The organism is Albibacterium profundi, assembly GCF_042159835.1.
GTDB lineage: Bacteria > Bacteroidota > Bacteroidia > Sphingobacteriales > Sphingobacteriaceae > Albibacterium > Albibacterium profundi.
Window position 1 is genome coordinate 1,620,452 of record NZ_JBBVGT010000002.1, and the last position, 20,801, is coordinate 1,641,252.

Sequence of the window (20,801 nt, forward strand, 5' to 3'; positions counted from 1 at the left end):
TCCTTATTTTTTCTTGAACATTTTAAGCATCCTATCCGTAACCGCATAGCCTCCAACTACATTAATGGTTGCCAAAATCAATGCAGCCATTCCAAGCCATTTGCTCATCGAAAGATAGCCTAGTTCGTTGCAAGCTATAATTGCCCCGACGATCGTGATTCCGGAGATCGCATTGGATCCGGACATTAAAGGTGTGTGAAGGGTAGGTGGAACCTTATTTATTAGCTCAAAGCCTAGATAACTGGCTAGTATTAATATGTACAATAGAACTATAAAACTATCAGCAGACATAATTAATGATTTTAGAATTATTTAGATAAAATAGATTTAGTGAACTCGTGGACCAATTCCCCTTGATGAGTAATCAGTGATCCTTTAGTGATCTCTTCGTCCATTTCCCATTTGAAGCCGTCATTGGTAGCCAAATGAAGGAGAAGAGCACTTAGGTTAGTAGCATATAACTGACTAGCATTAATAGGTAATAGAGACGGAATATTAGATTCCCCGATGATGATGACATCGTGTTTTTCAACCGTCTTGTTATACTCTGAGATTTCGCAGTTACCACCAGATTCAACAGCCATATCTACAATGACAGAACCGGGTTTCATAGATTTGACCATTTCCTCTGTGACGAGGATCGGCGACTTTTTGCCCATTACCAGAGCCGTTGTAACAACAAGGTCAGCGTCTCTGATTTTGTCTTTAATTAGCTGTTGTTGTTTCGCTAAGAACTCCTGTGAAACCTCTTTAGCATAACCGCCTTCCGTTTTTACCTCTTCATCAGTTTCAACAATAAGGAAGCGGCCACCTAATGATTCCACTTGCTCTTTGGTCTCAGGTCTTACATCAGATACTTCCACGATTGCACCTAGACGTTTGGCGGTGGCTATAGCCTGTAAGCCGGCTACACCAGCCCCGAAAATTAGAACTTTCGCAGGTGTAATGGTGCCTGCGGCAGTCATCATCAAGGGGAAAATCTTACCCAAGGCGTTTGCTCCCATAATTACAGCTTTATAGCCAGCTAAATTGGCTTGCGAGCTTAACGCATCCATCTTTTGCGCCCGAGATATGCGGGGCACTGCATCCATGGCAAACGAAGTAATTTGGCGCGAATTTAGGATGTCGAGCAGTTCTGGTTGTGTATAAGGATATAGAAGTGAGATAACGACGGATTGGCTTTTAAACTGGGATGCTTCTTCCTGTGTTGGCGCATTCACCTTTAGGATGACATCTGCGTTGTAAATTTCTGCCTTCTGGACGATATTAGCGCCCATTCGCTTATAATCATCGTCACTAAAGTTAGAACCTAAGCCAGCTCCACTTTCTATTTCGACCTGAAATTCTTTTTTGACAAGAAGTTTAACAACCTCTGGACTGAGCGCTACGCGCCGTTCATGTTCTTTGGTTTCTTTGAGTACCCCTAGGATCATTATTCTTTTGGATTATAAAAATTTTAACCAACAAGTCAATTGCATCTAAAATGTTGCAACTGGCAAATATAGAATATTAATTAGTATTTTTAAATCAAAAGGCAATAATAAATGAAATAATAATCATTTATTGGCTTTTTTAATATGAAATTGATATTAAAATGAATCTTCTTATTGTTGATTTACAACCCAGGTCGTTTTATGTATTACCTATTTCTGCCCAAAATCTAAGTCTTGGAAGTCGAAACTAAAGTCGGTTAACGGTGAGATAGCCTCCATTGTAAAGCCATTTGCCCGTCCCTCTTGATCCAGATTAAACATTACAAAAGCGTCTGCATCGAGTGTCCTATCGTTCCACTTAACGATAAAGGTATTCCCTTTATAAAAATACATTGGTCCTTGTAATTTCGGAGATTTATGGGCTCTGAAATATAGCTGATCGCCTTTTTTTTCAATAGTGACGTCTCCAAACCACGGATCTGTAAAGGTTCCGGTGAATGTTTCTTTTTTTACAGTAACGCTGTTGTCGGCTGAGTTGATCTTATCCCATAATGCGTCTGTAATTTGGGTAGCGCGTTTCTGCGATGCAAGTCGCATTTCATTGTATTGACCGATCCAGTCATTGGCTGCTTTCCCGAAATAAGCATCTTTGATACTATTCGAAATAGAATTAAATGCATAACCCGATTGTTGATTGGTTAATACAATAATGCCTAAGTCTAATTCAGGAATCATCGTAACCTGTGTTACGATGCCAGCCAGACCACCGGTATGCATCACCTGAAAATAGCCGTCAACCATTCTTAGGTTCCAACCTAACCCATAGGCCATAAATGGGTTTCCGCTATAGGGCGAACGACCGCGGATAAGAGTTTGCGGCGTCCAAGTTTCCTTATGTACAGCCTCGGAGAATAAACTGTCTCGTAGGTTTGTACCATACTTACCATGATTTAACTGGGCGATGACCCACTTACTCATATCGGTGATATTGGAGTACATACCTCCCGCAGCATTTGCAACCTCTGAGAAGCTTAGGCCGACGGTTTGTAATTCTCCGTTAACCGGTGCATGACCGTCAATAATATTCGATCTGTCTTCCAAACGATACCATGACATGGCTGTCTGCGACATGCCCAAGGGCTCAATGAAGTGCTTAACCACAAAATCCTCATAGTTCATCCCCGAAGCTCGAGCCACCACTTCACCCGCAACGATATAAAGTAAGTTGTCATAATCGTATTTAGACCTGAAGGATGAGACAGGCTTCAAATATCGGAGATTGTGAATTAGCTCACTCTTCGTTGTGGAATTTGAATCTGGCCAGATCATCAAATCACCGGCTCCCAAACCCAGCCCGCTGCGATGCGTAAGTAGATCTCGCACAGTAAATTCACGGGTTACATACGCATCATAGAGTTTAAATTCTGGGATAATATCGGTCACTTTTGTATCCCATTCTATCTTTCCTTGGTCGACCAATATGCCAAGAGAAGCTGCTGTAAAAGCTTTCGTGTTCGAAGCCACGCCAAAAAGTGTGTTTTCATCTACTTTTTCATTGGTTTTGATCGAGCGCACCCCATATCCCTTTGCGTGAACCGATTTGCCGTCTTTAATCACTCCAACAGCAATTCCCGGCACATTGAAGGTTTGCAGTGTTTTCTCCGCAATGCTATCAATTTGCGTTTCTGACAGTTGAGCACTTGCAGATGTTGTAAAAAAGAATACGCTTATACACGTCAAAGCGATAGAGTAAAGATATAAACTGTTTCTCATGGGAGTTGAATATTTCTATTGTTAGATCAGGTTAGTTGTTTGTGTGATGAATACAACATAAAGGTATAAATATTCCACAAATATATTTTACGATTCGTTTTGATATTTCTCATAAAGAAGTATCTTTGCATTCCGAAAAACGGATAACGTTTGTAAGGAAACATTTATTGGCCCGTTCGTCTAGGGGTTAGGACGCCAGATTTTCATTCTGGAAACAGGGGTTCGATTCCCCTACGGGCTACCGAGAAGCTCCAAAGAGAGCCGAGAAGATTAAAAAACCGCCTTTAAATATATTTAAAGGCGGTTTTCATTTTGTAGGGTTCGTCGAAATTCACCCAAATTCGGTCTCTCAGAAAATAACTGTTGACTCGAACAATTTCATTTTCATCACTTCCCAATTGTGTTTCCCAACGAGTTTCTTCCGCTGAATATCGCCCCAGATAACGGGCGGACCCTTTACGTAAACTTTTCTGAAATTCGATTAAAGGCTCGCCTTCTATAAATAAATACTGCCTCCTGTCTTTGTTTCTAATGGTTTCTGCAATTTTCGCTTCGAGTAATTTACCTGACGCTCGATTGCCATTGATTGTAAGGTAGTAAGTACGTTTTTCCTTTTCTAATCTTACAGGGAGAGAGCCCGATATAATGGGGCTTTCTTGTTTAAACGGAGAAATGCCAGCGCCGTAACCGGGGTTGCACCTTATAATTTCGCCATTCTTTTCTGTAATAAGCAGGTACCCTAGCGAATCGACTTTGACTTCTTGTACAGGTTCTGCTTCACATTTTGAAATAATGCTTTTCATTTTTGGCCCTGGTTCTAAGTCTGGCAATTCAAGTGAAGAACCCTGTGAAGTCCACAGCAGATTTCCGGAAATACCTTTTATGGTCACCGGTTTATTGAAATACCGGCTATGCATGGTTCCATCATCCAACAAATAAAGTATCCGCCCGGATGAAAACCTTGTTTTATCAATTCTCTCGGAAATTAAAATACCGTCTTTTAATGATTTGGCGTAATTTATTGTGATGTTTGCGCGTTTGGCGGTAGATTTCAAAAACCACTGAGACGGAAAAAACATAGCCCAAACCATCAAACAGGCACAGAAACCCCAAATGACAATTCCAATGATTACCGCTCTCATTTGATTAGAGGTTAATCACTCCATATTTTAAATGTCGGGTTGTTGTGCGGCACACCGTGGTATCCACCGATAAGGTCGTTTGCATTATGGTGCAGCTGCCATACCGCGACTAAGCCTGCCGCCGGTTTGGTTATGTTTTTAAGCATATCGGCTTTGATGGCGTTCTGCGTCCGTGCGATATTCCATAACCGAAGCTCCGTCATCCCGGTATGGGCCGGTACGTTTTTAGCCAGAAAAAGCGGTTCGGCACTTGGTATAAGTACCGAACCGCTTTCTGCAAACTCACCAACCCGTTTCCCATTGATGTAGTGTTTCCTCGTTCTGCCATCTGATGTTACTGCCCAATGCACCCATTGCTGGATAGGGACATGACCTGCCCGCTGTTCGCCCTCCTCATACCCCATATAGGAATACAACACCGGCTCACCATCCTGTTCACGGACACCAACAACATAACCTCCCTGCTTATACTCCGGCTTTTTTGTGATAAGTACATTGCCCGCCGCTGCATTATCAAGGCGCACCCACCCTTCCAGAGTGATGCCCGCCTCGGGATTCAATGCCGGGCGATGTGGGATCTCTACGTAGCTTCCATAACCCGTCAGCATATAGCGGGTGTATGGGCGATCTGCCGCTTCTTCCGAAGATGCATCATCTTTATTGCAGCTGCCCACAAGCACACTTATCAGCAGTATCCGGATTATGCTCTTACTATAAAATATCCAAGTATTTGGCATATCGTTTTTATTGAGAAACGCTTAGGAAGAAACGTTACTTTTTAATATTATAGAAGCTCTTAACAGCGCCATAATCATTAAAATCCAAATACCTTGCCGCGGCTGATGCCTCTACCCCTCCCGGAATCAGTACGTATCGATAAGAGGAAATACTGTTGACATTGGAACGGATGATAATCTTGCCGACCTCCATATCCACTTTAACCCATTTGGAACCGTTGGTATAAGGTAGTTTGGTATAGTTCGTCGTGGATGGGGGAAGCCCTATCACTGTTCGTTCATAAACCGCTATCTCCCCTTTATTCAGTATATCCGCTGTTAGTTTAGGCGCATTGATCGTACCCGAATATACGCCGCCACTGTTCGTGAATGTTATGGAAGACCAGTCTGAATAAATAACATTCGCAGTCCCTGTGTTCCCTTTATCTCCTTTATCTCCTTTATCTCCCTTATCGCCGTCATCGCCCCTATCTCCTTTCTCTCCTTGTTCCCCTTTAGGGCCTTGCGGCCCGGTGTCCCCTTTTTTACAGCTTAGCTGCATTGTGGTCATCCCGATGACCGCAACAGCCAAAAAAATCGTTTTTAATACGTTAATCTGTTTCATAATCTCTGTTTTTGATGATTAAAACCGTGCATTTATTTGCTGTCCGGTTATTTCTCTCGTGTTATTTTCCGTATTGCCATCGTCGTTATGCGGGTTTCCATCGATATACAAGTCCGGATCAAAACCAATCCGCACCCTAAAGCTCGGTGGAAATTCTTGCGATGCACGCCATCCCTGGTGTGTGTAGCGCAGCGCGATGGTCTCTCCCGCATCCAGATCTTTAAACCTTTCGCTTTCCAGTGTAACAGATTGCCCACCCGGCGGTATTTGGGTCAGGCTGATCGCTTGCTGCCCATCGTTGGATCGGTAGTCATCGCCTACATTTTTTATGATCGCCGTGAACGTGATGTTCCCTTCAAACTGGGCTGTTTTCTCTATCGTAAAATCAAAAGATTCTACCGCCAGATCAATATGGGGCTTGATGTCGGTTTCTTCGTCATCGCATCCCCAAAGGAAAAACAGCGTGCATAAGGGTAATAGAAGTGATTTTTTCATGTTATTTTTATTTTATGTAAATTGTTTCATCTCTGCATCGGCTATTTCATAACCGACCTATATTCAATTCGATACTCTTCTTTACTGCCCGGGTATTCATATATATACGATACCAGATATCCTTTTTCATTATAGGTATTCTGAAATTTCCCCTCGGTCACAAATTCACCGTCAGGTTTAAATACCTTTCGGCTCAACAGCTGATTCTTTGCTATCGGCACATCAGCATACCCGGGAATATTAGATTCGATCATAAATTCGTAGGAAATACCTTTATCGTATTCATAAAGTTCGTAGGTGTTTTGCTGAGGATGGCTAGATACCTCACGCTCTTTTTTTACGATGTTTCCCGATTCCGAGAAAGTAAATGTACTGGTGTGGCCGATGGTTTCTAAGTCATCGGAATACAAGAGGTCCTGAATTACGTTTGCTTTGGGGTATTTCCAGGCTCGTTTACCATAGGTAGGCTCATCACCATTGGTAAATTCATACGTTGTCTCGTGCAAGACCTTCCTGCCGTCCTCATAGGTCATTGTATTCGTAGCCACATAATTGCCAAAATCCATCACGACTTTTTTCACCTTCCCATTTTCATCCAGTTGAATCGTGCGTCTGGATTTAATCTCGCCGTTATCCCGGTAATGATCTATCTGGTTAATACGGTACTGTGTATCATAAAAGATATCGAGGAACAGCTTGCCGTCTTTGTACACTTTTTCCAGCAGGACAATCTCTTCTTTGGGCATGTTATTGTTCTTTTTGGTGCAGGCTCCAACGAGTACAATGATATAAAGAGCTGGTAATAGATTTATTATTTTACGCATAACATCCGGTTTTATTTCACCTATGTCCCTTTTTTTAAATGGGCGGTATCTCCTCCTATTTTCAACTCCAACGTCGTTTCATTAAGCAAGAGGATATCTATGGCGCTGGTAACGCCGTCCGGTGCGGTAACGATCAGTTTCTTTCCATTATCTGCCAACAGGTAGTCTCCGAGTTGCATATACCGCTTGCATTCATCTCCATCGAGGTGAAAACTGATAGACGTTATCTGTTTTTCATCGTCAAACTTATAATGCGAATCTTTCTCGCAGTCGTTTGCAGGCTCATGCACGCTCTCATCAGCTTTTGTTATTTTTACGATATACCATTTCCCGATAATCAGCTCCTCCGGCGTTGGCTGCGGAGCCGACCTGTCCTTGCTGCAAGAAACAGCCCACGTACAAAATGCCAGTAAAAGCAATGGCAGGCATACGTTAAAAGTCATTTTTTTCATGTTCATCATGATTTAGTTTTATTCAATTAATGTTTTTGTGACGAAAACGGAAGAAGCCCCGGAACCGGATGAACCCTCCTCTTTTCCCAGCGTGACGACCTTGCCGTTTTTCCAGTATGTCGCGATGTCGTAGATATCTCCCTCTTCATACCCGGCTACGTAAATATCGGTCTGGTATTGCGGTTCGGGTGTTTCGCTTTTTTTGCACGATGCCGCAAAAACAACTAATAATGCGCCTAATAATAAGTTTATCGTTTTTCTCATAGCCTGTTGTCTTTATCTTCCTTATTTCAGCACCCGCTGCTCATAGGTGATATCCCAAGCCTGCTGTGCCGTTCCCGTCCCCTTTTCCATCATCTCCACCCGGATGATGTTTCCCTGACCGTCGGTTTTGTTCCGCGCCTCGTACTCGGTTCCGCGCATGGTAATTGTGGCAATTTCATATCGGGATATCTTCAAGCTGTAAAACGCCAGTGCGCTCAACTCTCCCATAAACCAGACGGGCTGAATGTATAGATGCTTGTGTATACCGGGCTTATCGGTGTAGGTATAGTGTCCCCGGGTCGCATCATCGTAGACCAGTTGCTGCCTGTCGTCCATCCTGAACCTGATACTCCCATCCATTGCCTGATACGTCCCGTCCGCAAAGGTGACCGGAAAGGTTCGCTCCGGATCGGTGTCATTCGGGGGTACGATTATTTTGGTAAGGATGTTTCCCTCGTATTCAAATGTGCCATATAGTCTATCATCCCACCACGCCCGTATGATACGCCCGACATCGTCGTAATCGTATCGGATGCGCATGTCGTCTGATGCGAACTTTATATGCTCTTCCACCAACCGGTTCCGGTCGTCATACTGCAGCTCGAATTTCATTTCGGACTCTCCCTGTCCCGATTTTATGGTCTTCACAAAGTAGCCCATGGCCGGTTCGCTGTCTTTATTCTTGCTGCAAGAAAAACTCAACAGGCAGGCAGCCAGTATCATGTAAATCTGTTTCATTCTAATCGTTTTTATAACCCGCCATTAAACGACCCGTTCAGCTTCAGCAGCGTTCTGTCCAGACCTTTTGCTGTAACCGAGAACGTCCCTTTAACCGCTTTACCTAAACCCGGGAGATCACTGCCTCCGATAGCTTCAATAGTAATCGTACCCTGGCTTGATTCCGCTTCCGGAGAAACCTCCCCTCCCTTCATGCCGGTTCGCGAATCGGAGTAAACAAAAAGGCCATCCTCTTTTACAATGTCGTAGGTGTCGGGGCCCACCACATTCGGTACCGTGATAACGAGCGATTGCATCTTGCCACTTTCCATATCGGTCACGACATTCGCTACGATGCCTACGGTATTTTTCCGTACATCGCCACCCGGCCCGCTAATATCCTGTGTGCTGATTCGGGCATGTGCTCTCCCGGCAGTCTCCGCTACAGAGCCTCTCACATCCATCAATACTTCCGTACCGCTTTTTAGGGTCACGTAGACAGTAGGGTCTTTTTGTTCACTGCCTTTACTACAAGCAGCTCCGATGAGTATAAAAGAGCTGCAAACGATCGAAAAGATATAATGTTGATATTTTCTCATGGGATTGATTTTATTCTGTGTTTAATCCGCTACATAGAGCGTAATCAACACCGCTTCCGAAACTTGATCCTCCGGTGACCCCACGTCTATAGTATACCCTTTGGTCAGATTGAGGTAAATAGCGCTTGGTATGAATCCGCTTCCCGCTTCGCTACGCTTCCAGCCGCTACCGGAAGTATAATCGTCGTAGAAATCGATCAGTTCTGAGTGTCGGTCGGCGGTGTACTTCACCGTCCGGTGCCCGGATTTGCCGTCCCATTTATCGGTAATGACTTCACCTCCTTCGGGATACGGAATCGGAAACTCCCCGGTTTTGATGTCCTCTTTCTTGTCGGAGCAGGACGTCACCCCCCCGGAGACAAACACCAGGGCTATCAGAAAGAGCGTAACAAAAGGTCTTCTGTTCTTCATGTTTTTCAGTTTTGAACCAGCAATGAATCGCCCCTTGCGTTCTGAAAACACAACGGGATCTGTACGTATGATGGACCTATTTACCGGCAGGCAGAAACGCACGGCCGATAAAAGACCTCAAACGGTAACGCAAAAATAGATAGGTTAAAAGTGGGGTTATTGTAAAAATTCCCGGAAAATGTTAAATTTCTAAGGTCAATCCTTTAGCAAGATGGGCATTGGCGAGGTGTATTTTGGAAGGCGAATAGCCAAAAAAGGTTTTAAAATCGTGGATAAAATGCGCCTGGTCAAAAAAATTGTAGCGATGAACCAGCGCACTCCAATCGATATGGCTATTGTTCAAAATAAAACGGTAAACTGCAATAAACCGGATAATCCGGCAGTAGTGTTTGGGTGAGATGCCTATCATTTGCTTAAAATGGTCTTCCAGATTGGTTTGGCTCATATTTACTTCAAGGCACAGGTCAGCAATACGTATGTTGCCATATCGCAACTGTATAAGATTGCAGGCATAGTCAATGTTCTGTGCATAGCGGGAGGGCTCTTTTTTTGGCAGCTGTTCCAATAGCCAGCGCTCTATTGAAGATATCGCTTTTCTTTCGCACGACATGTTTTCTTCTAATTTCTCTTTTAATGTACCCGACCCGGAAATAACATCTTCTATAGGGATAATCTGATTAATCAATTCCGGTTGCGAAATACCAAACAATTGGGAAGCTCCGTTGGTAGTAAAGGAAACCACAATCATTTTGATGAATGCCTGTAATGGGATGAGTGATATGTATTTACTTATATAACCATGATAACTTAGGTTGAAATTATAATCACTGCCACTGTCCGGTTTGAATACTGCCTGTGGGTTTAATGTGAATGCGATGGTATTGTAACCTATTGGATGAATATCGAGGGGGTCAGAAGACGAACAATCCAACGCAATGTAATAATAGCCTTCTACATAAGGCTTTAACATTGGATGTGGATGTGTAAACGAAACCTGCATTTTGATTGATATTTGCTGTAAATATACTATATATAAATCAATCACTGTTTGGATGTGCCGGACGGACGAAGGCGCAATGGCGATTCCCCTCATTTGTGGCCTGCGAACCCCCACCCCTCTTGGCTATGGCAGTTCTCGCTTTGGGCTGTTTACAGTGAACTTCGTTCGTTTCTTGCAGGGCTTTTCCTTTCTTTAGCCAGTCCACACTGTACGATAGCATTTTTTTTCATCTGTAAAGTGTAAATTTGTATCATGGCAGAATCTCAAAGCACAGAGTACAAAAGTATATGGAGAGACGAATACCTTAAATGGATTTGCGGTTTTGCGAATGCTAATGGCGGTACTATCTTTATCGGTAAAGACGATAGAGGAAAGGTCTTGGGTATCACTGACGCTAAAAAATTGCTGGAAGAAATTCCAAACAAAGTACGTGATGTTTTGGGCATTTTGGTTGATGTGAATTTGTACGAAACCAAAGAGGGCGACTATCTGGAAATCATTGTTGAACCTTATCCAAACGCAGTAAATTACAAAGGACAATATCATTAACGAAGCGGTAGCACCAAACAGGAACTGAAAGGTGTGGCATTGGATAAATTTCTCTTGCAGAAAAAGGGGAAGCATTGGGATGGCGCGCCAATTCCTAACGTTCTGGCAGAAGATTTAAAGCAGGAAACGTTTGAGCTTTTCAAAAAACGGGGTATCAGAAGCCAACGGCTTTCAGAAGAAAGTTTGACCGATACAAATGAACAACTTCTTGAAAATTTAAAATTGAAAGAGGGCAAATATTTGAAAAGAGCAGCTTTGCTATACGTTATGCCTTGGGGGAAGAGCAGAAACTGTATGCGTTTCTTGGTGTTGTAGTCGGCAGAAACCCACTTTAAAGGTAACTTTTATTTTTTTGGCAGTTCAGCAATCATTTTACCCTTTAGGCTTTCTTCTACCAGATACCCGATGAATTTTGCAAAGGGTTCAATGTTTTGTTCGACGCTGGCCTGTTCGAGCGCTTGCATATATTCGTCCCGCCCTTCTACTGGAATGACCGTCCATCGATATCCACCCGATGCAAGCATAGCATTCATTAGGAAACGTCCCATCCTTCCATTGCCGTCCATATATGGGTGAATGAATACAAATATGAAATGTCCCAAAACAGCCCTAACAGAAGCCTCGGGTTCTTCTACCAACAATTCGAACAATATCGGTATGGCATCACGCATGGCGTCTACATTCAAAGGAACGTGTTTGGAGTTAGCGATGTAGACCTGGTTGTTGCGATATCCGGCCAGGTCAGCAGCCTTCAATAAACCAGCTGTTACGCTCGGATCAAAAAGTTGTCGATACCATCTGGAATGATCGATATCGACCTGCGTTCCGGAATTTGTACCATTCAATATCGCGGCGATACTTTCTTTGACGGACTGGAAAGCCTGATAGTAACCTCTCGCGGCCATCGCATCACGCTGTTTACGATCCTCTTCACTCTCTTTGGTATCCCATTTTCCCGAGCTTACTTTTTCGATCATCTCTGGTGTTACACGATAGCGCTCTATGGAAAGGGAGTGGTAAGCATCAGTGACGTAAATATCATCAATCTCCTTTAGGAAATCTTCTTTCTTTTCTGGTATCCCAGGTGAAGCAGGGAAGTTCTGTATGATCACTTCTCGCATCTGTTCCCACATCAATCGGATTCGGGTGGCGTATGGAGATCGTTCTCGGGCGGGTAATTTCAGATCGATTTTACTTTTGAAAGGATCTTTTTCGCGGATATCATAATCGGCCTGTTTAAAGGTATCTATAATCTGATCAGCAATTCTTTCCCTGTTGATATTTCGAAAGGCCCCGGCCAGTCGTCCTGCCAGCGTAGTATGACCGTTTTCGAGCAGCGTGGGTAGGAGTTCAGACGCATCCCTTATTAAGGACAACGCAGTACGCGCATCGATAGCATTTCTGGTATAGATGGTCGCAGCACTATAAATGAGAGCAGACTGTAGATCGTACATTCGTATCCCGTTATCGATTATGATGAGCTGATCCGCGGGCGGTAGTTCTCCCCGTAGATTGAAAAGAGATGTATTGTACGGCAATGCAGTAGGATGGTTATTCCCGTGCGGAGAACGGATAAGTAACTGCTGGGGTACAGACTGATTACCTGCATGGAGCAATAAAGACTGATCGGCAGAGAGGCACCAGTCATCGCCATATCTATGTTTTAGGAATACAGCGATAAAATCCCAATATGAGCTATACCAGGCTGTGGTTTCGCCATCCCGCGCCGCTGGATCGGTAGCTATATACCACCCTTTGGCTACTTCTCTGATAAATCCATTCCTGATCAGGATCTCACGGTACTTACGATTAGGAATATCTTCTGTATGAATACCTATCATTCCTTTTTCCTGCAATTGCTTTAGAAACTTTAGGGCTTCTACAAATCTTTCTCGTGGTGTTGCCATATCGTTATTCGTTTATCAAACACTGATGTGCTTGTGTTAGCAAACTCTGTTGTGGTAAATTTAGTAAATATTGTTGTGGTATTTATATTAAATTGTGTTGTGGTGTTTTTATTAAACCATGATCGACGTTTCAGTTGGAAATAGTATGATGAAAATGAAATCTCCATCACGTTTAGATGTTTTAAAAAGCTTTTAGCGTAAGGTTCGCAGCACCTGCTTCTATTTTTCCATATTGCGCACGGTCTAGTTTGTGCTCGTAGGCAAACGAACAAGAAGCATCAAAGATTGAATGATATATCCAACAGAACAGCAACTTACGAATTAACGGAGTTGAGGCCTTCTCGTTTCTGCCCTAAAACTAAAGTAGCTACCCGTCTGTTCTATATCTGAATTGTAGTTAAAAATCAATCGAAACTATGAATGAGATAAAATTTTTCTTGCTTGGTATTATAAGTTTATGTTTCATTAGTTGTCAGCAACCTCCGAGGGAAACATCAACCGAAGATGAAACAGCAGACAGTTCATTGACCTTCCCGCAAGATAATGTGATTACCGCAGATACAGTGGACATACCCGCAGGCGCTCAGGACGCACAGCCATCGTCAAACGATGGAGTCCCCGATTCGACTTCCTTTGCCATTCGTGAAGGAACTCATTACTTGACCCTGCAATGGATAAGTTGGGATGAATTGGGTGAAGCGGAGATTGAGTACCTCGGAGACAATAAATATAGCATTGTGGGTGAACAACGAAACCCTGACAATAATGACTATTTGAAAATTAATGGAACACTGGAACCTATATCTGATAAGAAATTGATATTCGAAGGAATCGTCGAATCTCAAATCGAACATCTAAATCAAGGTGAACCTTGTTTGAAAGAAGGACCCATAATTTTTGAATCTACGAAGAACCGAGAATATTGGCGCATGCAGGATATGGAAAATTGTGAAGGAGGTATGGTTGTCGATTATGTGGATATTTATTTTTAGTGTCAGTCTCTTCAAAAATTTGAGATCGTTGTTTCCATTTTTTTGTATGAACTTTGACTATATGGGCAGAGCTTCGCCTTTTCTTGTTTTTGTTAACTATCTAAACTAATTAATCATGCCCAACATCAGTGACTTTGCCCTATGTGACATTCAATGATCTAGCCTCAAAAATCATCTTTATATTTGCTCCGATACTTAGCCACCCACAATGCATATTCACGGTCGCTGGTGTAATACTTAATCAATGCTTCTCTTGCAGTAATACCTTTCTTGGCCTCTAGTAATATCCAATCGGCGTTGATGTTACTCACTAATCCGTTGCTCCCCGCTTTACTAGTACCAGGACGTAATTGGGAACCGGAAGTCAGACCCATAATTTTATTTTCAGCACCGAGTACGGCATAAGTCGGAAAGGAGGTGACGCCAAATTCCTTCCCTGTAGATACATGGGTGCGTTCGAGAAACAGATTTTGCCCGGCAACTTCATTTGCAGCGAGATAGTTTGTCCATCGGTCAAAATCATCCTCTATGGCAATATTTACAAAAACCACATTGGTATCAGCTTTAAACCTGGTCTGTAATGCTGCACTGGACGGATGCTGCTCAATACAAGGGACGCAACGAGTGTACCAGAAATCAAGGAAAACGACCTTCGAAGCATATTCGTTTAAATGTCGTTCATTCCCTTTTTCATCAAGAAGCACTATGTCCGGAAAGAATTTTCCTGATTGAGCGTCGATTTCGTCGAGTTTACTTTTATTTGCAGATATAGTTCTGTTTCTATTTGCTTGATTGCGTTTATGGTTATGAACTTGTAAAGCCAGGTACGCCAAGATAATTAGTGAAAAAATTACCAAAACTCCCTTAAGTAGTTTCTTTTTCATACGGTATATAATTAGGTTTTGTTAAATATAGAAAATTAATGCGAATTTTTTAAAGTGTATATTTGTTTTCCCTGATATGGCTTAAATGGTTGTATTAAACTTATGATAAACTATTTAATTTCCAAACTAAATTTCTTACAGCTATCAGATAAATCAAACTTATGAATTGCAAGCAACATGATATTATTTGTAATATAAAGGGGGCAGGAGGATCCCAAATTACGGAGTCGATTTCAAACATTTTTAAAGAAACTGTTAAGGACTCGTACAGGACTTGTCCTACATGCTTCCGAATGGAACGGCTTATGCTCCCCTTGTCCTCATATTCAAAGGGGGTGTTTCAACAAGGTATCAAAGAGGGCATATACGAATCTCTGACTGTATATGTAAAACAAGTTAATATTCAAATCAGCTGTAATCTTAGATAGTTAAGGTCAGAACTACGTGACTTTTTAGGAAACTCGTGAATGTAATGTACACAGCAGGAATATTTATTTTTAATCTATGTGAATAATACTTTATCTTTCGAACTTCGTTTTCGATAAACCTGAAAAATAAAGGAAGCACACATGAATAAAATTTTAAGACTACTCTTTTTGATATCTTTTTTAGGGGCTCAGACCACGTTTGCACAAAGTGAATATGTCAATGTTTTCCTGGGTTCTTCCGGTGACCATGGACAACTTTCGCCGGCTGCATCCTCGCCCTTCAGTCAGCTCAGTATTCTGCCGCAAACCTATCCGACGCTTCATGTGGGCTATGAGCATTTGGCAAAAGAGGTCCTAGGATTTACACATAATAGGATGGAAGGTGTTGGTTGTCAGGGTAGCGGCGGCTTGATTATGGTGAAGCCTTTTTTAGGTGAAGCTGATGATAAAGAAAGATTATCTGAAACGAATGAGAATGCAGGTCCGGGTTTTTATGAGATTGACTTTGAAGAGGGTATCTCTGCGATGTTTTCGGTGAACGAAAATTTTGGTATCCACGAATATCATTTCCCTGATGGAGCAAAGGGGTTGTCAGTGAATTTACAGCACTCGCTTAATAATGCGTTCGTTGATAACGAATACAGGATCGAAGACGGAATGGTTCTAGGAAAGGTCCGTTCAAAATCGACTTGCCACGCGGGTACTTATACTATTTACTATGCGATCCAGGTGTCTGGGGATGTCGATTGGGGGCAAGACGGTAATTTTCTGACTGCGCATTTAGATGAGAAAGCGAATAAAGTTGAATTCCGCATTGCGTTTTCTTCGGTTGATATCAGCTACGCGAAACAGCGTCTGCTCGATAACGAAAAGCTAGATTATCAGGCATTAAAAAGAAAATCGGAGAAAAGGTGGAATGGCTTTCTGTCGAAAATTGAAGTGAAAGGCGATGAGGAACGAAAGGCCTTGTTTTATTCACTGTTGTATCGTACGCTTCAATCGCCTTTTTTGACATCAGAAGCTGACGGTAGCTATCGGGGAACCGACGGCGAGATACATCAAAGCAAAGGCAATCGCTATCACGGTTGGGCGATATGGGATAATTACAAAACGCAATTGCCACTTCTCGAACTGGTATACCCTTCTATGTATCAGGATGTCGTTTCTTCGATTTCCGATTTATATCGTTACGGGAAATACGATTTCGCTGGCCCACATGAACCGGCAAATACCGTTCGTACCGAACATGCAGCGGTGGTACTTTTAGATGCAAAAAAGAAAGGCTATGATATCCATTTCGACGCAATCAAAGATTCGTTGATTCGGGATACGGCGAGGTTCGATTTTTCGAAGCCGGATAAATATTTGGAAGCGGCTTATGATATGTGGGTGATGAGTGAGCTATTTGAGGGCGACGAATCACAACATTATTTGGAACGAGCGAAAACCTACCGTGAAGTATGGAATCGTGAATTTAAGGATTTGACAAAACGAGATGTAGATCGGATGTCAGCTAGAAATATGTATCAAGGTACCATCAGGCAATACCGTTGGAATGTCCCTTTTGATGTTCAAGGTTTGGTTGAACTCGCAGGTGGTAAAGATGCATTTACTGCTCAAGTGGACGACTTCTTTGATAATCATTATTTCAACAGGGCTAATGAGCCGGATCAACAGTCACCGACCATGTATTACGCGAGTAACAAACCTTGGCGCTATCAGTCGCTCGTTCAGGAGCTTGCGGTAGATACAGTTATTCAGTATTATTTTAACGATAATAGTCGTGGCATCAGCCCACATATCGACCGGATTTACAAGAATGAGCCAAAGGCTTTTGTAAGGACTATGGATGATGATGCCGGTGCGATGTCGGGTTGGTTTGTGATGACGGCCTTGGGTCTTCATCAGCCTCTGATTGGAGAGCCGGTATACTACCTCAATGTACCATTGTTCAAGGAGGTCAAATTGGACAATGAGGGAATGCCTTTAACTATTTCGGTTGTGAATTATTCGGTAGATAATCGCTACATTAAGAAGGTTACTCTGAACGGGGAGGAGCTAGGTCGGCTTTGGTTGCGAAAAGATGAGATTGCTGGCGGCGGAGAACTGGTGATCGAAGCTTCGGCTGAACCGACCCAATACGGTGCTGATAATATCTGGATTTCCTCGATCGACTGATGGAGAATCGCTGCTAGACTTGGTCTGGACTTGTAAAGTTCGCAGATGGATTTAGGATGCACCTATCCCGTATTAGTCCCGCATTTTAGGCTGAAAATGCGGATTTGATACCGGGGGACGCTATCTGTATTTTACCCGAAAGTAGACTGATATAATAAGATGGTAAAGCGAGAGGCTCTGCAAGGTAACTTGCAGAGCCTCTCGCTTTATAAAAAGTTGCTATCTGGACTTTTGAGATCTGTTCTATTTGATTTTCTGAATCAAGAAGACGATTTCCTTGTAGTGGTCTTTTTCGTATAAGATACCCACCTTCTTCTTGCTTACCAACACGATATCCGAATAGGCAGAATAGGCACCTTCGTAACCTTCTGGAGCTTTGGAGATAGTCTCATTGAAATACCAAGTCTTGCCCCCATCTTTTGAAAGCCGTAAGGTTAGGTTGTCACGATTGTTCTGATCAGCCGCGTTGATATGGGCCAGAATGAATTTCTTGCCTTTTTTCCACGAAAGTACGGATCCTTGATTAATTGGATCGGGTAGATTAGGGTCTGCGGTTGAGCTATCCCATGTTTGTCCGCCATCGGTCGAGATTGATATAATACGCAGTTTAGGTTCAAGGCCTTGGTTTCTTGATGACATATAAACCGTATTCTCATCGATCTGTGCGGCGGTCGACTCGTTGGTGCCGGGATAAGGAACGTTTTCACTTAATTTAAATGATTTACCATGATCGTCCGAATAATAACCATGTGCTACCCAGTCTTTATTTTGAGGTAGTGGATCTCCTGCACTGTGGTTGGCTGCAATATAGATTCGTCCTTTATTAGGTCCTGAAACAAACTGGAAACCGTGGCCTGGTGTATTGGCGTATGTGCGCCAATCTTCTTTGAAGTTATAGTCTGGATTGATCTGTGGTTGTTTCGGACGGTGGGCCTGCGTTGTGATGTTTACTGGCTCCGACCATGTTTGCCCATTATCTTCAGATGTGATATACCAGATTTCACGCAAACCGTCACCTTTTCGTACTTCTCCTTCGTGGTTATTACCGGTGTTATAAAAAAGGAAAATACGACCGTCGGGATAACTTGGATCAAGCAAATCTACCACTGGAGCAGCATTGCCCGCTTGAAGATTGTCATAGTCTGCGGCAACATGGAGTGGTCCCCAGGTTTTACCATGATCGGAACTGATTTTGTAAACAATATCGACGTTTCCATAGTCGCCGGCGTGATCAACTCGGCCTTCGGAGAAGGCAATTAGATCGCCGTTTTTGTTTTTGATAATCGCTGGAATACGATAGCTGGCATAGCCATCGTCTCCGGATTTGAAGACCGTTACTTCTTGAGCTTGAACCAGTAGGATGCTTGCAATGAGCGTAAATGTTAAAAGTAATTTTTTCATTATGTTTTTTTATTACGTATATGTTTTGTTTAATCGTGTTATGTCTGATTTATCATCTATATGGTACAAAGGTAAACATCCATTTAACAGGATTGCTCCAACTTTGTCCTCGAAAGTCAGCGACAGGTAATTTTATCAGTACTTCGTTCCAGCCTTTTTGTAGATGGATCATGGTAGGCTCTCTAAAAGAATAGCCTTCGTCGAGCAGTGGTATCTCTAAATTTCCCTCTATTCCTGGCTGTTCCCATTTTGGAGGTGGGATTACCTTGCCATTTACCCATAGGGTGCTTTTTCGGTCGTCCCATGTCCCAAGTTCTGGAGAGCTACTGGCATAGGATCTGGATAGGTTGTTGAAGCCAATCCAGAAAGGCCGGGAGCCTCCTTCGTCACTCCATATCCGGGTACGAGCATACCAAGTTGTATTTTCCTCTGGCTGTTCAATGATTCCCGGTATCACGTCTGCCCACCAATGCCGTAATATTACGGTGCCGCCTTCAACCGTTTTCGATACCTTGATTTCATCAGCATACGGATTCTCCTCAGGAATAAATGAGCGAGTCAGATCACCTTCATTTTGAAAAGGGCCAATCAATTCCCATTCTAGCCCAATCTGTTGGACATAGGGGAAAGGTTTATCGTGAAAGTATTGATCTTTATGAGCGAGCAATCGTCTTTCAAAATCCTTGAACTCCAGATAGTCAGTGGTGTTCTTCGGTTGGATATTCGCCACCCATCCGTCCTTGCCTCCGCCTCGCCAACTTCTTTCAGCAAAGGTTAGCATGCCCGGGTAGACTGCACTCTGATAGAACATGTCGATCGGATCCGTTATCGCACGGTCTGGCCAAGAACATAAGGTTGCACCCAGGAGATTTGCATGTTCATGGTCTTGCTGACCAATTTTCCGATGGAATATCGTTGTTACCGTCTCCAAGGGATCCATATGGTTGATGTAGAGGTGCTTGGAGTCGATAAATACCATTTCTCCTTCTTCTTTTACTTTTTCAGCGCCGCCCATCCACAACTGCCGGATTGTCTGGGGCATTAAATTGCTCCCCGGATCCCAGCCAACGGTTTTGTAACCCAGAGATTCAACATACTGGGTGATCTCAGGCATAAAGTTTTTGTTTGTGATTTTTACCTCATCACCACCGATATGTAGGTAAGGGAGACCAGAATAGGTCTCGGAGAATTCCTTTAATAATTCCTTGATGTATACAATCCCTGAATCTGACTGCATGCTGACGCCAAAGAAGCGCTCGAAGGCTGCGCTATGACCGGGCATATCGATCTCCGGAAGAAACAGTATATGTCTTTCTTTGCAATAGTCGATTAGTTCCTGAAATTCCTCTTCGGTGTAGTATTTACCTTCCCACCGGGTCATATTATCAGCTGCTGTCAGCCCTGGATATTTTTTGCTTGCCAGACGCCATGCTATATCTTCGGTAAAATGAAAATGAAGGACATTCATCTTATAGTGTGCCATGACATCGATCTGTTCTTTAAGCATATCTAAGGGCTGGTAGTTCCTTCCTACGTCTACCATAAATGCACGCCATGAGAAAGCTGGCTCGTCATTGATTTCAACAGTTCTAATTTGTTTGTTCTGAACATCAAATTGGCGCAGAGTTTGTAGGCCGTAAAAAATTCCTGCGGCAGAAGATGCCGTAATACGAATCCCGTTTTTATCGATGGTTAGATGGTAAGCTTCGGCAGATTGCCCGGCCACAGGTTTTTGTTCGACGGTCAATAGCATCAACGGAAGATCATCTGCTTTTTCCGAAACCGAGTTCACTTGCCAGTCGTCCAAAATTTCTTGTGCCAAACTATACTCGTTGTCCAGCAAAGAATTGTTTTTTTGTAGAATTATCCCTTTAGCTAGATCTAATGAAGCTTCTCCGAACTGCATGTCTATCGGCAAAGGGATGAGATGCTCCTGTGCTTTAACATCTAGTTGCGTACTGAAAAGAAAAAAAATGCCAATTAATAAATATTGAACTCTTTTGATATTCAT

The 20,801-nt window shown here is 42.9% G+C and carries 23 protein-coding genes and 1 tRNA gene; 5 read left to right on the forward strand and 19 right to left on the reverse strand.

Annotated features, from left to right (window positions below):
• Positions 1-3 precede the first annotated feature (3 nt).
• The 3 genes from WKR92_RS08690 to WKR92_RS08700 form a co-directional block, all read right to left on the reverse strand.
• Positions 4-291 (reverse strand): NAD(P) transhydrogenase subunit alpha part 2, encoded by a 288-nt coding sequence (locus WKR92_RS08690; protein ID WP_375557436.1) that lies wholly within the window; start codon positions 289-291, stop codon positions 4-6.
• A 17-nt stretch (positions 292-308) separates the two neighbouring features.
• Positions 309-1,433, reverse strand: a complete 1,125-nt coding sequence (locus WKR92_RS08695) for a Re/Si-specific NAD(P)(+) transhydrogenase subunit alpha (protein ID WP_375557437.1) — start codon at positions 1,431-1,433, stop codon at positions 309-311.
• A gap of 210 nt (positions 1,434-1,643) precedes the next feature.
• A complete protein-coding gene (locus WKR92_RS08700) occupies positions 1,644-3,206 on the reverse strand; it encodes a serine hydrolase (protein WP_375557438.1) in 1,563 nt (520 codons plus the stop codon).
• 169 nt (positions 3,207-3,375) lie between these two features.
• Here WKR92_RS08700 and WKR92_RS08705 point away from each other — a divergent pair.
• Positions 3,376-3,447, forward strand: a tRNA-Glu gene (locus tag WKR92_RS08705).
• A gap of 43 nt (positions 3,448-3,490) precedes the next feature.
• Here the strand turns inward: WKR92_RS08705 and WKR92_RS08710 are convergent.
• The 12 genes from WKR92_RS08710 to WKR92_RS08765 form a co-directional block, all read right to left on the reverse strand.
• The gene (locus tag WKR92_RS08710) at positions 3,491-4,348 is read right to left on the reverse strand and encodes a hypothetical protein (RefSeq protein ID WP_375557439.1); all 858 of its coding nucleotides are present in this window, start codon (positions 4,346-4,348) and stop codon (positions 3,491-3,493) included.
• An 11-nt stretch (positions 4,349-4,359) separates the two neighbouring features.
• On the reverse strand, positions 4,360-5,085 hold the full coding sequence (locus WKR92_RS08715; RefSeq protein ID WP_375557440.1) for a LamG domain-containing protein: 726 nt from the start codon (positions 5,083-5,085) through the stop codon (positions 4,360-4,362).
• Between the two features lie 34 nt (positions 5,086-5,119).
• On the reverse strand, positions 5,120-5,689 hold the full coding sequence (locus WKR92_RS08720; protein WP_375557441.1) for a hypothetical protein: 570 nt from the start codon (positions 5,687-5,689) through the stop codon (positions 5,120-5,122).
• 18 nt (positions 5,690-5,707) lie between these two features.
• A complete protein-coding gene (locus WKR92_RS08725; RefSeq protein ID WP_375557442.1) occupies positions 5,708-6,184 on the reverse strand; it encodes a hypothetical protein in 477 nt (158 codons plus the stop codon).
• 41 nt (positions 6,185-6,225) lie between these two features.
• The gene (locus WKR92_RS08730) at positions 6,226-7,008 is read right to left on the reverse strand and encodes a hypothetical protein (protein WP_375557443.1); all 783 of its coding nucleotides are present in this window, start codon (positions 7,006-7,008) and stop codon (positions 6,226-6,228) included.
• A gap of 20 nt (positions 7,009-7,028) precedes the next feature.
• A complete protein-coding gene (locus WKR92_RS08735; RefSeq protein WP_375557444.1) occupies positions 7,029-7,460 on the reverse strand; it encodes a lipocalin-like domain-containing protein in 432 nt (143 codons plus the stop codon).
• An 18-nt stretch (positions 7,461-7,478) separates the two neighbouring features.
• Positions 7,479-7,724 carry a hypothetical protein gene (locus tag WKR92_RS08740; protein ID WP_375557445.1) on the reverse strand — a complete coding sequence of 82 codons (246 nt, stop codon included), beginning with the start codon at positions 7,722-7,724 and terminating at the stop codon, positions 7,479-7,481.
• 21 nt (positions 7,725-7,745) lie between these two features.
• Positions 7,746-8,462: a hypothetical protein gene (locus tag WKR92_RS08745; protein ID WP_375557446.1), complete on the reverse strand. Its 717-nt coding sequence runs from the start codon at positions 8,460-8,462 to the stop codon at positions 7,746-7,748.
• Between the two features lie 11 nt (positions 8,463-8,473).
• Complete coding sequence (locus WKR92_RS08750; RefSeq protein WP_375557447.1) at positions 8,474-9,040, reverse strand: hypothetical protein; 567 nt, start codon at positions 9,038-9,040, stop codon at positions 8,474-8,476.
• A gap of 21 nt (positions 9,041-9,061) precedes the next feature.
• Complete coding sequence (locus tag WKR92_RS08755) at positions 9,062-9,388, reverse strand: hypothetical protein (protein ID WP_375557448.1); 327 nt, start codon at positions 9,386-9,388, stop codon at positions 9,062-9,064.
• 244 nt (positions 9,389-9,632) lie between these two features.
• Positions 9,633-10,421, reverse strand: a complete 789-nt coding sequence (locus tag WKR92_RS08760; RefSeq protein WP_375557449.1) for a helix-turn-helix domain-containing protein — start codon at positions 10,419-10,421, stop codon at positions 9,633-9,635.
• Positions 10,422-10,488: 67 nt separating this feature from the next.
• On the reverse strand, positions 10,489-10,671 hold the full coding sequence (locus WKR92_RS08765) for a hypothetical protein (protein ID WP_375557450.1): 183 nt from the start codon (positions 10,669-10,671) through the stop codon (positions 10,489-10,491).
• A gap of 32 nt (positions 10,672-10,703) precedes the next feature.
• Between WKR92_RS08765 and WKR92_RS08770 the strand changes: the two genes are divergently transcribed.
• Together WKR92_RS08770 and WKR92_RS08775 are read left to right on the forward strand one after the other, a co-directional pair.
• Positions 10,704-11,000: an AlbA family DNA-binding domain-containing protein gene (locus tag WKR92_RS08770; RefSeq protein WP_375557451.1), complete on the forward strand. Its 297-nt coding sequence runs from the start codon at positions 10,704-10,706 to the stop codon at positions 10,998-11,000.
• A gap of 39 nt (positions 11,001-11,039) precedes the next feature.
• Positions 11,040-11,315, forward strand: a complete 276-nt coding sequence (locus WKR92_RS08775) for a hypothetical protein (RefSeq protein WP_375557452.1) — start codon at positions 11,040-11,042, stop codon at positions 11,313-11,315.
• Positions 11,316-11,344: 29 nt separating this feature from the next.
• Here the strand turns inward: WKR92_RS08775 and WKR92_RS08780 are convergent, their stop codons facing one another.
• Positions 11,345-12,907 (reverse strand): Fic family protein, encoded by a 1,563-nt coding sequence (locus WKR92_RS08780; RefSeq protein WP_375557453.1) that lies wholly within the window; start codon positions 12,905-12,907, stop codon positions 11,345-11,347.
• A gap of 416 nt (positions 12,908-13,323) precedes the next feature.
• Between WKR92_RS08780 and WKR92_RS08785 the strand changes: the two genes are divergently transcribed.
• A complete protein-coding gene (locus tag WKR92_RS08785) occupies positions 13,324-13,899 on the forward strand; it encodes a hypothetical protein (RefSeq protein WP_375557454.1) in 576 nt (191 codons plus the stop codon).
• 164 nt (positions 13,900-14,063) lie between these two features.
• Here WKR92_RS08785 and WKR92_RS08790 read toward each other — a convergent pair whose 3' ends face one another.
• On the reverse strand, positions 14,064-14,783 hold the full coding sequence (locus WKR92_RS08790; protein WP_375557455.1) for a redoxin family protein: 720 nt from the start codon (positions 14,781-14,783) through the stop codon (positions 14,064-14,066).
• 569 nt (positions 14,784-15,352) lie between these two features.
• Between WKR92_RS08790 and WKR92_RS08795 the strand changes: the two genes are divergently transcribed.
• A complete protein-coding gene (locus WKR92_RS08795; protein ID WP_375557456.1) occupies positions 15,353-17,389 on the forward strand; it encodes a glycoside hydrolase domain-containing protein in 2,037 nt (678 codons plus the stop codon).
• Between the two features lie 243 nt (positions 17,390-17,632).
• On the opposite strand, the gene WKR92_RS08800 is transcribed toward WKR92_RS08795, so the two are convergent.
• Together WKR92_RS08800 and WKR92_RS08805 are read right to left on the reverse strand one after the other, a co-directional pair.
• Positions 17,633-18,790, reverse strand: coding sequence for a sialidase family protein (locus WKR92_RS08800; RefSeq protein ID WP_375557457.1), 1,158 nt, complete (start codon positions 18,788-18,790; stop codon positions 17,633-17,635).
• Positions 18,791-18,842: 52 nt separating this feature from the next.
• Entirely contained in the window at positions 18,843-20,801 is a 1,959-nt protein-coding gene (locus WKR92_RS08805; protein ID WP_375557458.1) for a family 20 glycosylhydrolase, read from the reverse strand.

Bases quoted from the DNA above. Each gene is read 5' to 3' on its own strand.
- WKR92_RS08690 (WP_375557436.1), bottom strand. From the start codon at position 291: ATGTCTGCTGATAGTTTTATAGTTCTATTGTACATATTAATACTAGCC.
- WKR92_RS08695 (WP_375557437.1), bottom strand. From the start codon at position 1,433: ATGATCCTAGGGGTACTCAAAGAAACCAAAGAACATGAACGGCGCGTA.
- WKR92_RS08700 (WP_375557438.1), bottom strand. From the start codon at position 3,206: ATGAGAAACAGTTTATATCTTTACTCTATCGCTTTGACGTGTATAAGC.
- WKR92_RS08710 (WP_375557439.1), bottom strand. From the start codon at position 4,348: ATGAGAGCGGTAATCATTGGAATTGTCATTTGGGGTTTCTGTGCCTGT.
- WKR92_RS08715 (WP_375557440.1), bottom strand. From the start codon at position 5,085: ATGCCAAATACTTGGATATTTTATAGTAAGAGCATAATCCGGATACTG.
- WKR92_RS08720 (WP_375557441.1), bottom strand. From the start codon at position 5,689: ATGAAACAGATTAACGTATTAAAAACGATTTTTTTGGCTGTTGCGGTC.
- WKR92_RS08725 (WP_375557442.1), bottom strand. From the start codon at position 6,184: ATGAAAAAATCACTTCTATTACCCTTATGCACGCTGTTTTTCCTTTGG.
- WKR92_RS08730 (WP_375557443.1), bottom strand. From the start codon at position 7,008: ATGCGTAAAATAATAAATCTATTACCAGCTCTTTATATCATTGTACTC.
- WKR92_RS08735 (WP_375557444.1), bottom strand. From the start codon at position 7,460: ATGAAAAAAATGACTTTTAACGTATGCCTGCCATTGCTTTTACTGGCA.
- WKR92_RS08740 (WP_375557445.1), bottom strand. From the start codon at position 7,724: ATGAGAAAAACGATAAACTTATTATTAGGCGCATTATTAGTTGTTTTT.
- WKR92_RS08745 (WP_375557446.1), bottom strand. From the start codon at position 8,462: ATGAAACAGATTTACATGATACTGGCTGCCTGCCTGTTGAGTTTTTCT.
- WKR92_RS08750 (WP_375557447.1), bottom strand. From the start codon at position 9,040: ATGAGAAAATATCAACATTATATCTTTTCGATCGTTTGCAGCTCTTTT.
- WKR92_RS08760 (WP_375557449.1), bottom strand. From the start codon at position 10,421: ATGTTAAAGCCTTATGTAGAAGGCTATTATTACATTGCGTTGGATTGT.
- WKR92_RS08765 (WP_375557450.1), bottom strand. From the start codon at position 10,671: ATGCTATCGTACAGTGTGGACTGGCTAAAGAAAGGAAAAGCCCTGCAA.
- WKR92_RS08770 (WP_375557451.1), top strand. From the start codon at position 10,704: ATGGCAGAATCTCAAAGCACAGAGTACAAAAGTATATGGAGAGACGAA.
- WKR92_RS08780 (WP_375557453.1), bottom strand. From the start codon at position 12,907: ATGGCAACACCACGAGAAAGATTTGTAGAAGCCCTAAAGTTTCTAAAG.
- WKR92_RS08785 (WP_375557454.1), top strand. From the start codon at position 13,324: ATGAATGAGATAAAATTTTTCTTGCTTGGTATTATAAGTTTATGTTTC.
- WKR92_RS08790 (WP_375557455.1), bottom strand. From the start codon at position 14,783: ATGAAAAAGAAACTACTTAAGGGAGTTTTGGTAATTTTTTCACTAATT.
- WKR92_RS08795 (WP_375557456.1), top strand. From the start codon at position 15,353: ATGAATAAAATTTTAAGACTACTCTTTTTGATATCTTTTTTAGGGGCT.
- WKR92_RS08800 (WP_375557457.1), bottom strand. From the start codon at position 18,790: ATGAAAAAATTACTTTTAACATTTACGCTCATTGCAAGCATCCTACTG.
- WKR92_RS08805 (WP_375557458.1), bottom strand. From the start codon at position 20,801: ATGAATATCAAAAGAGTTCAATATTTATTAATTGGCATTTTTTTTCTT.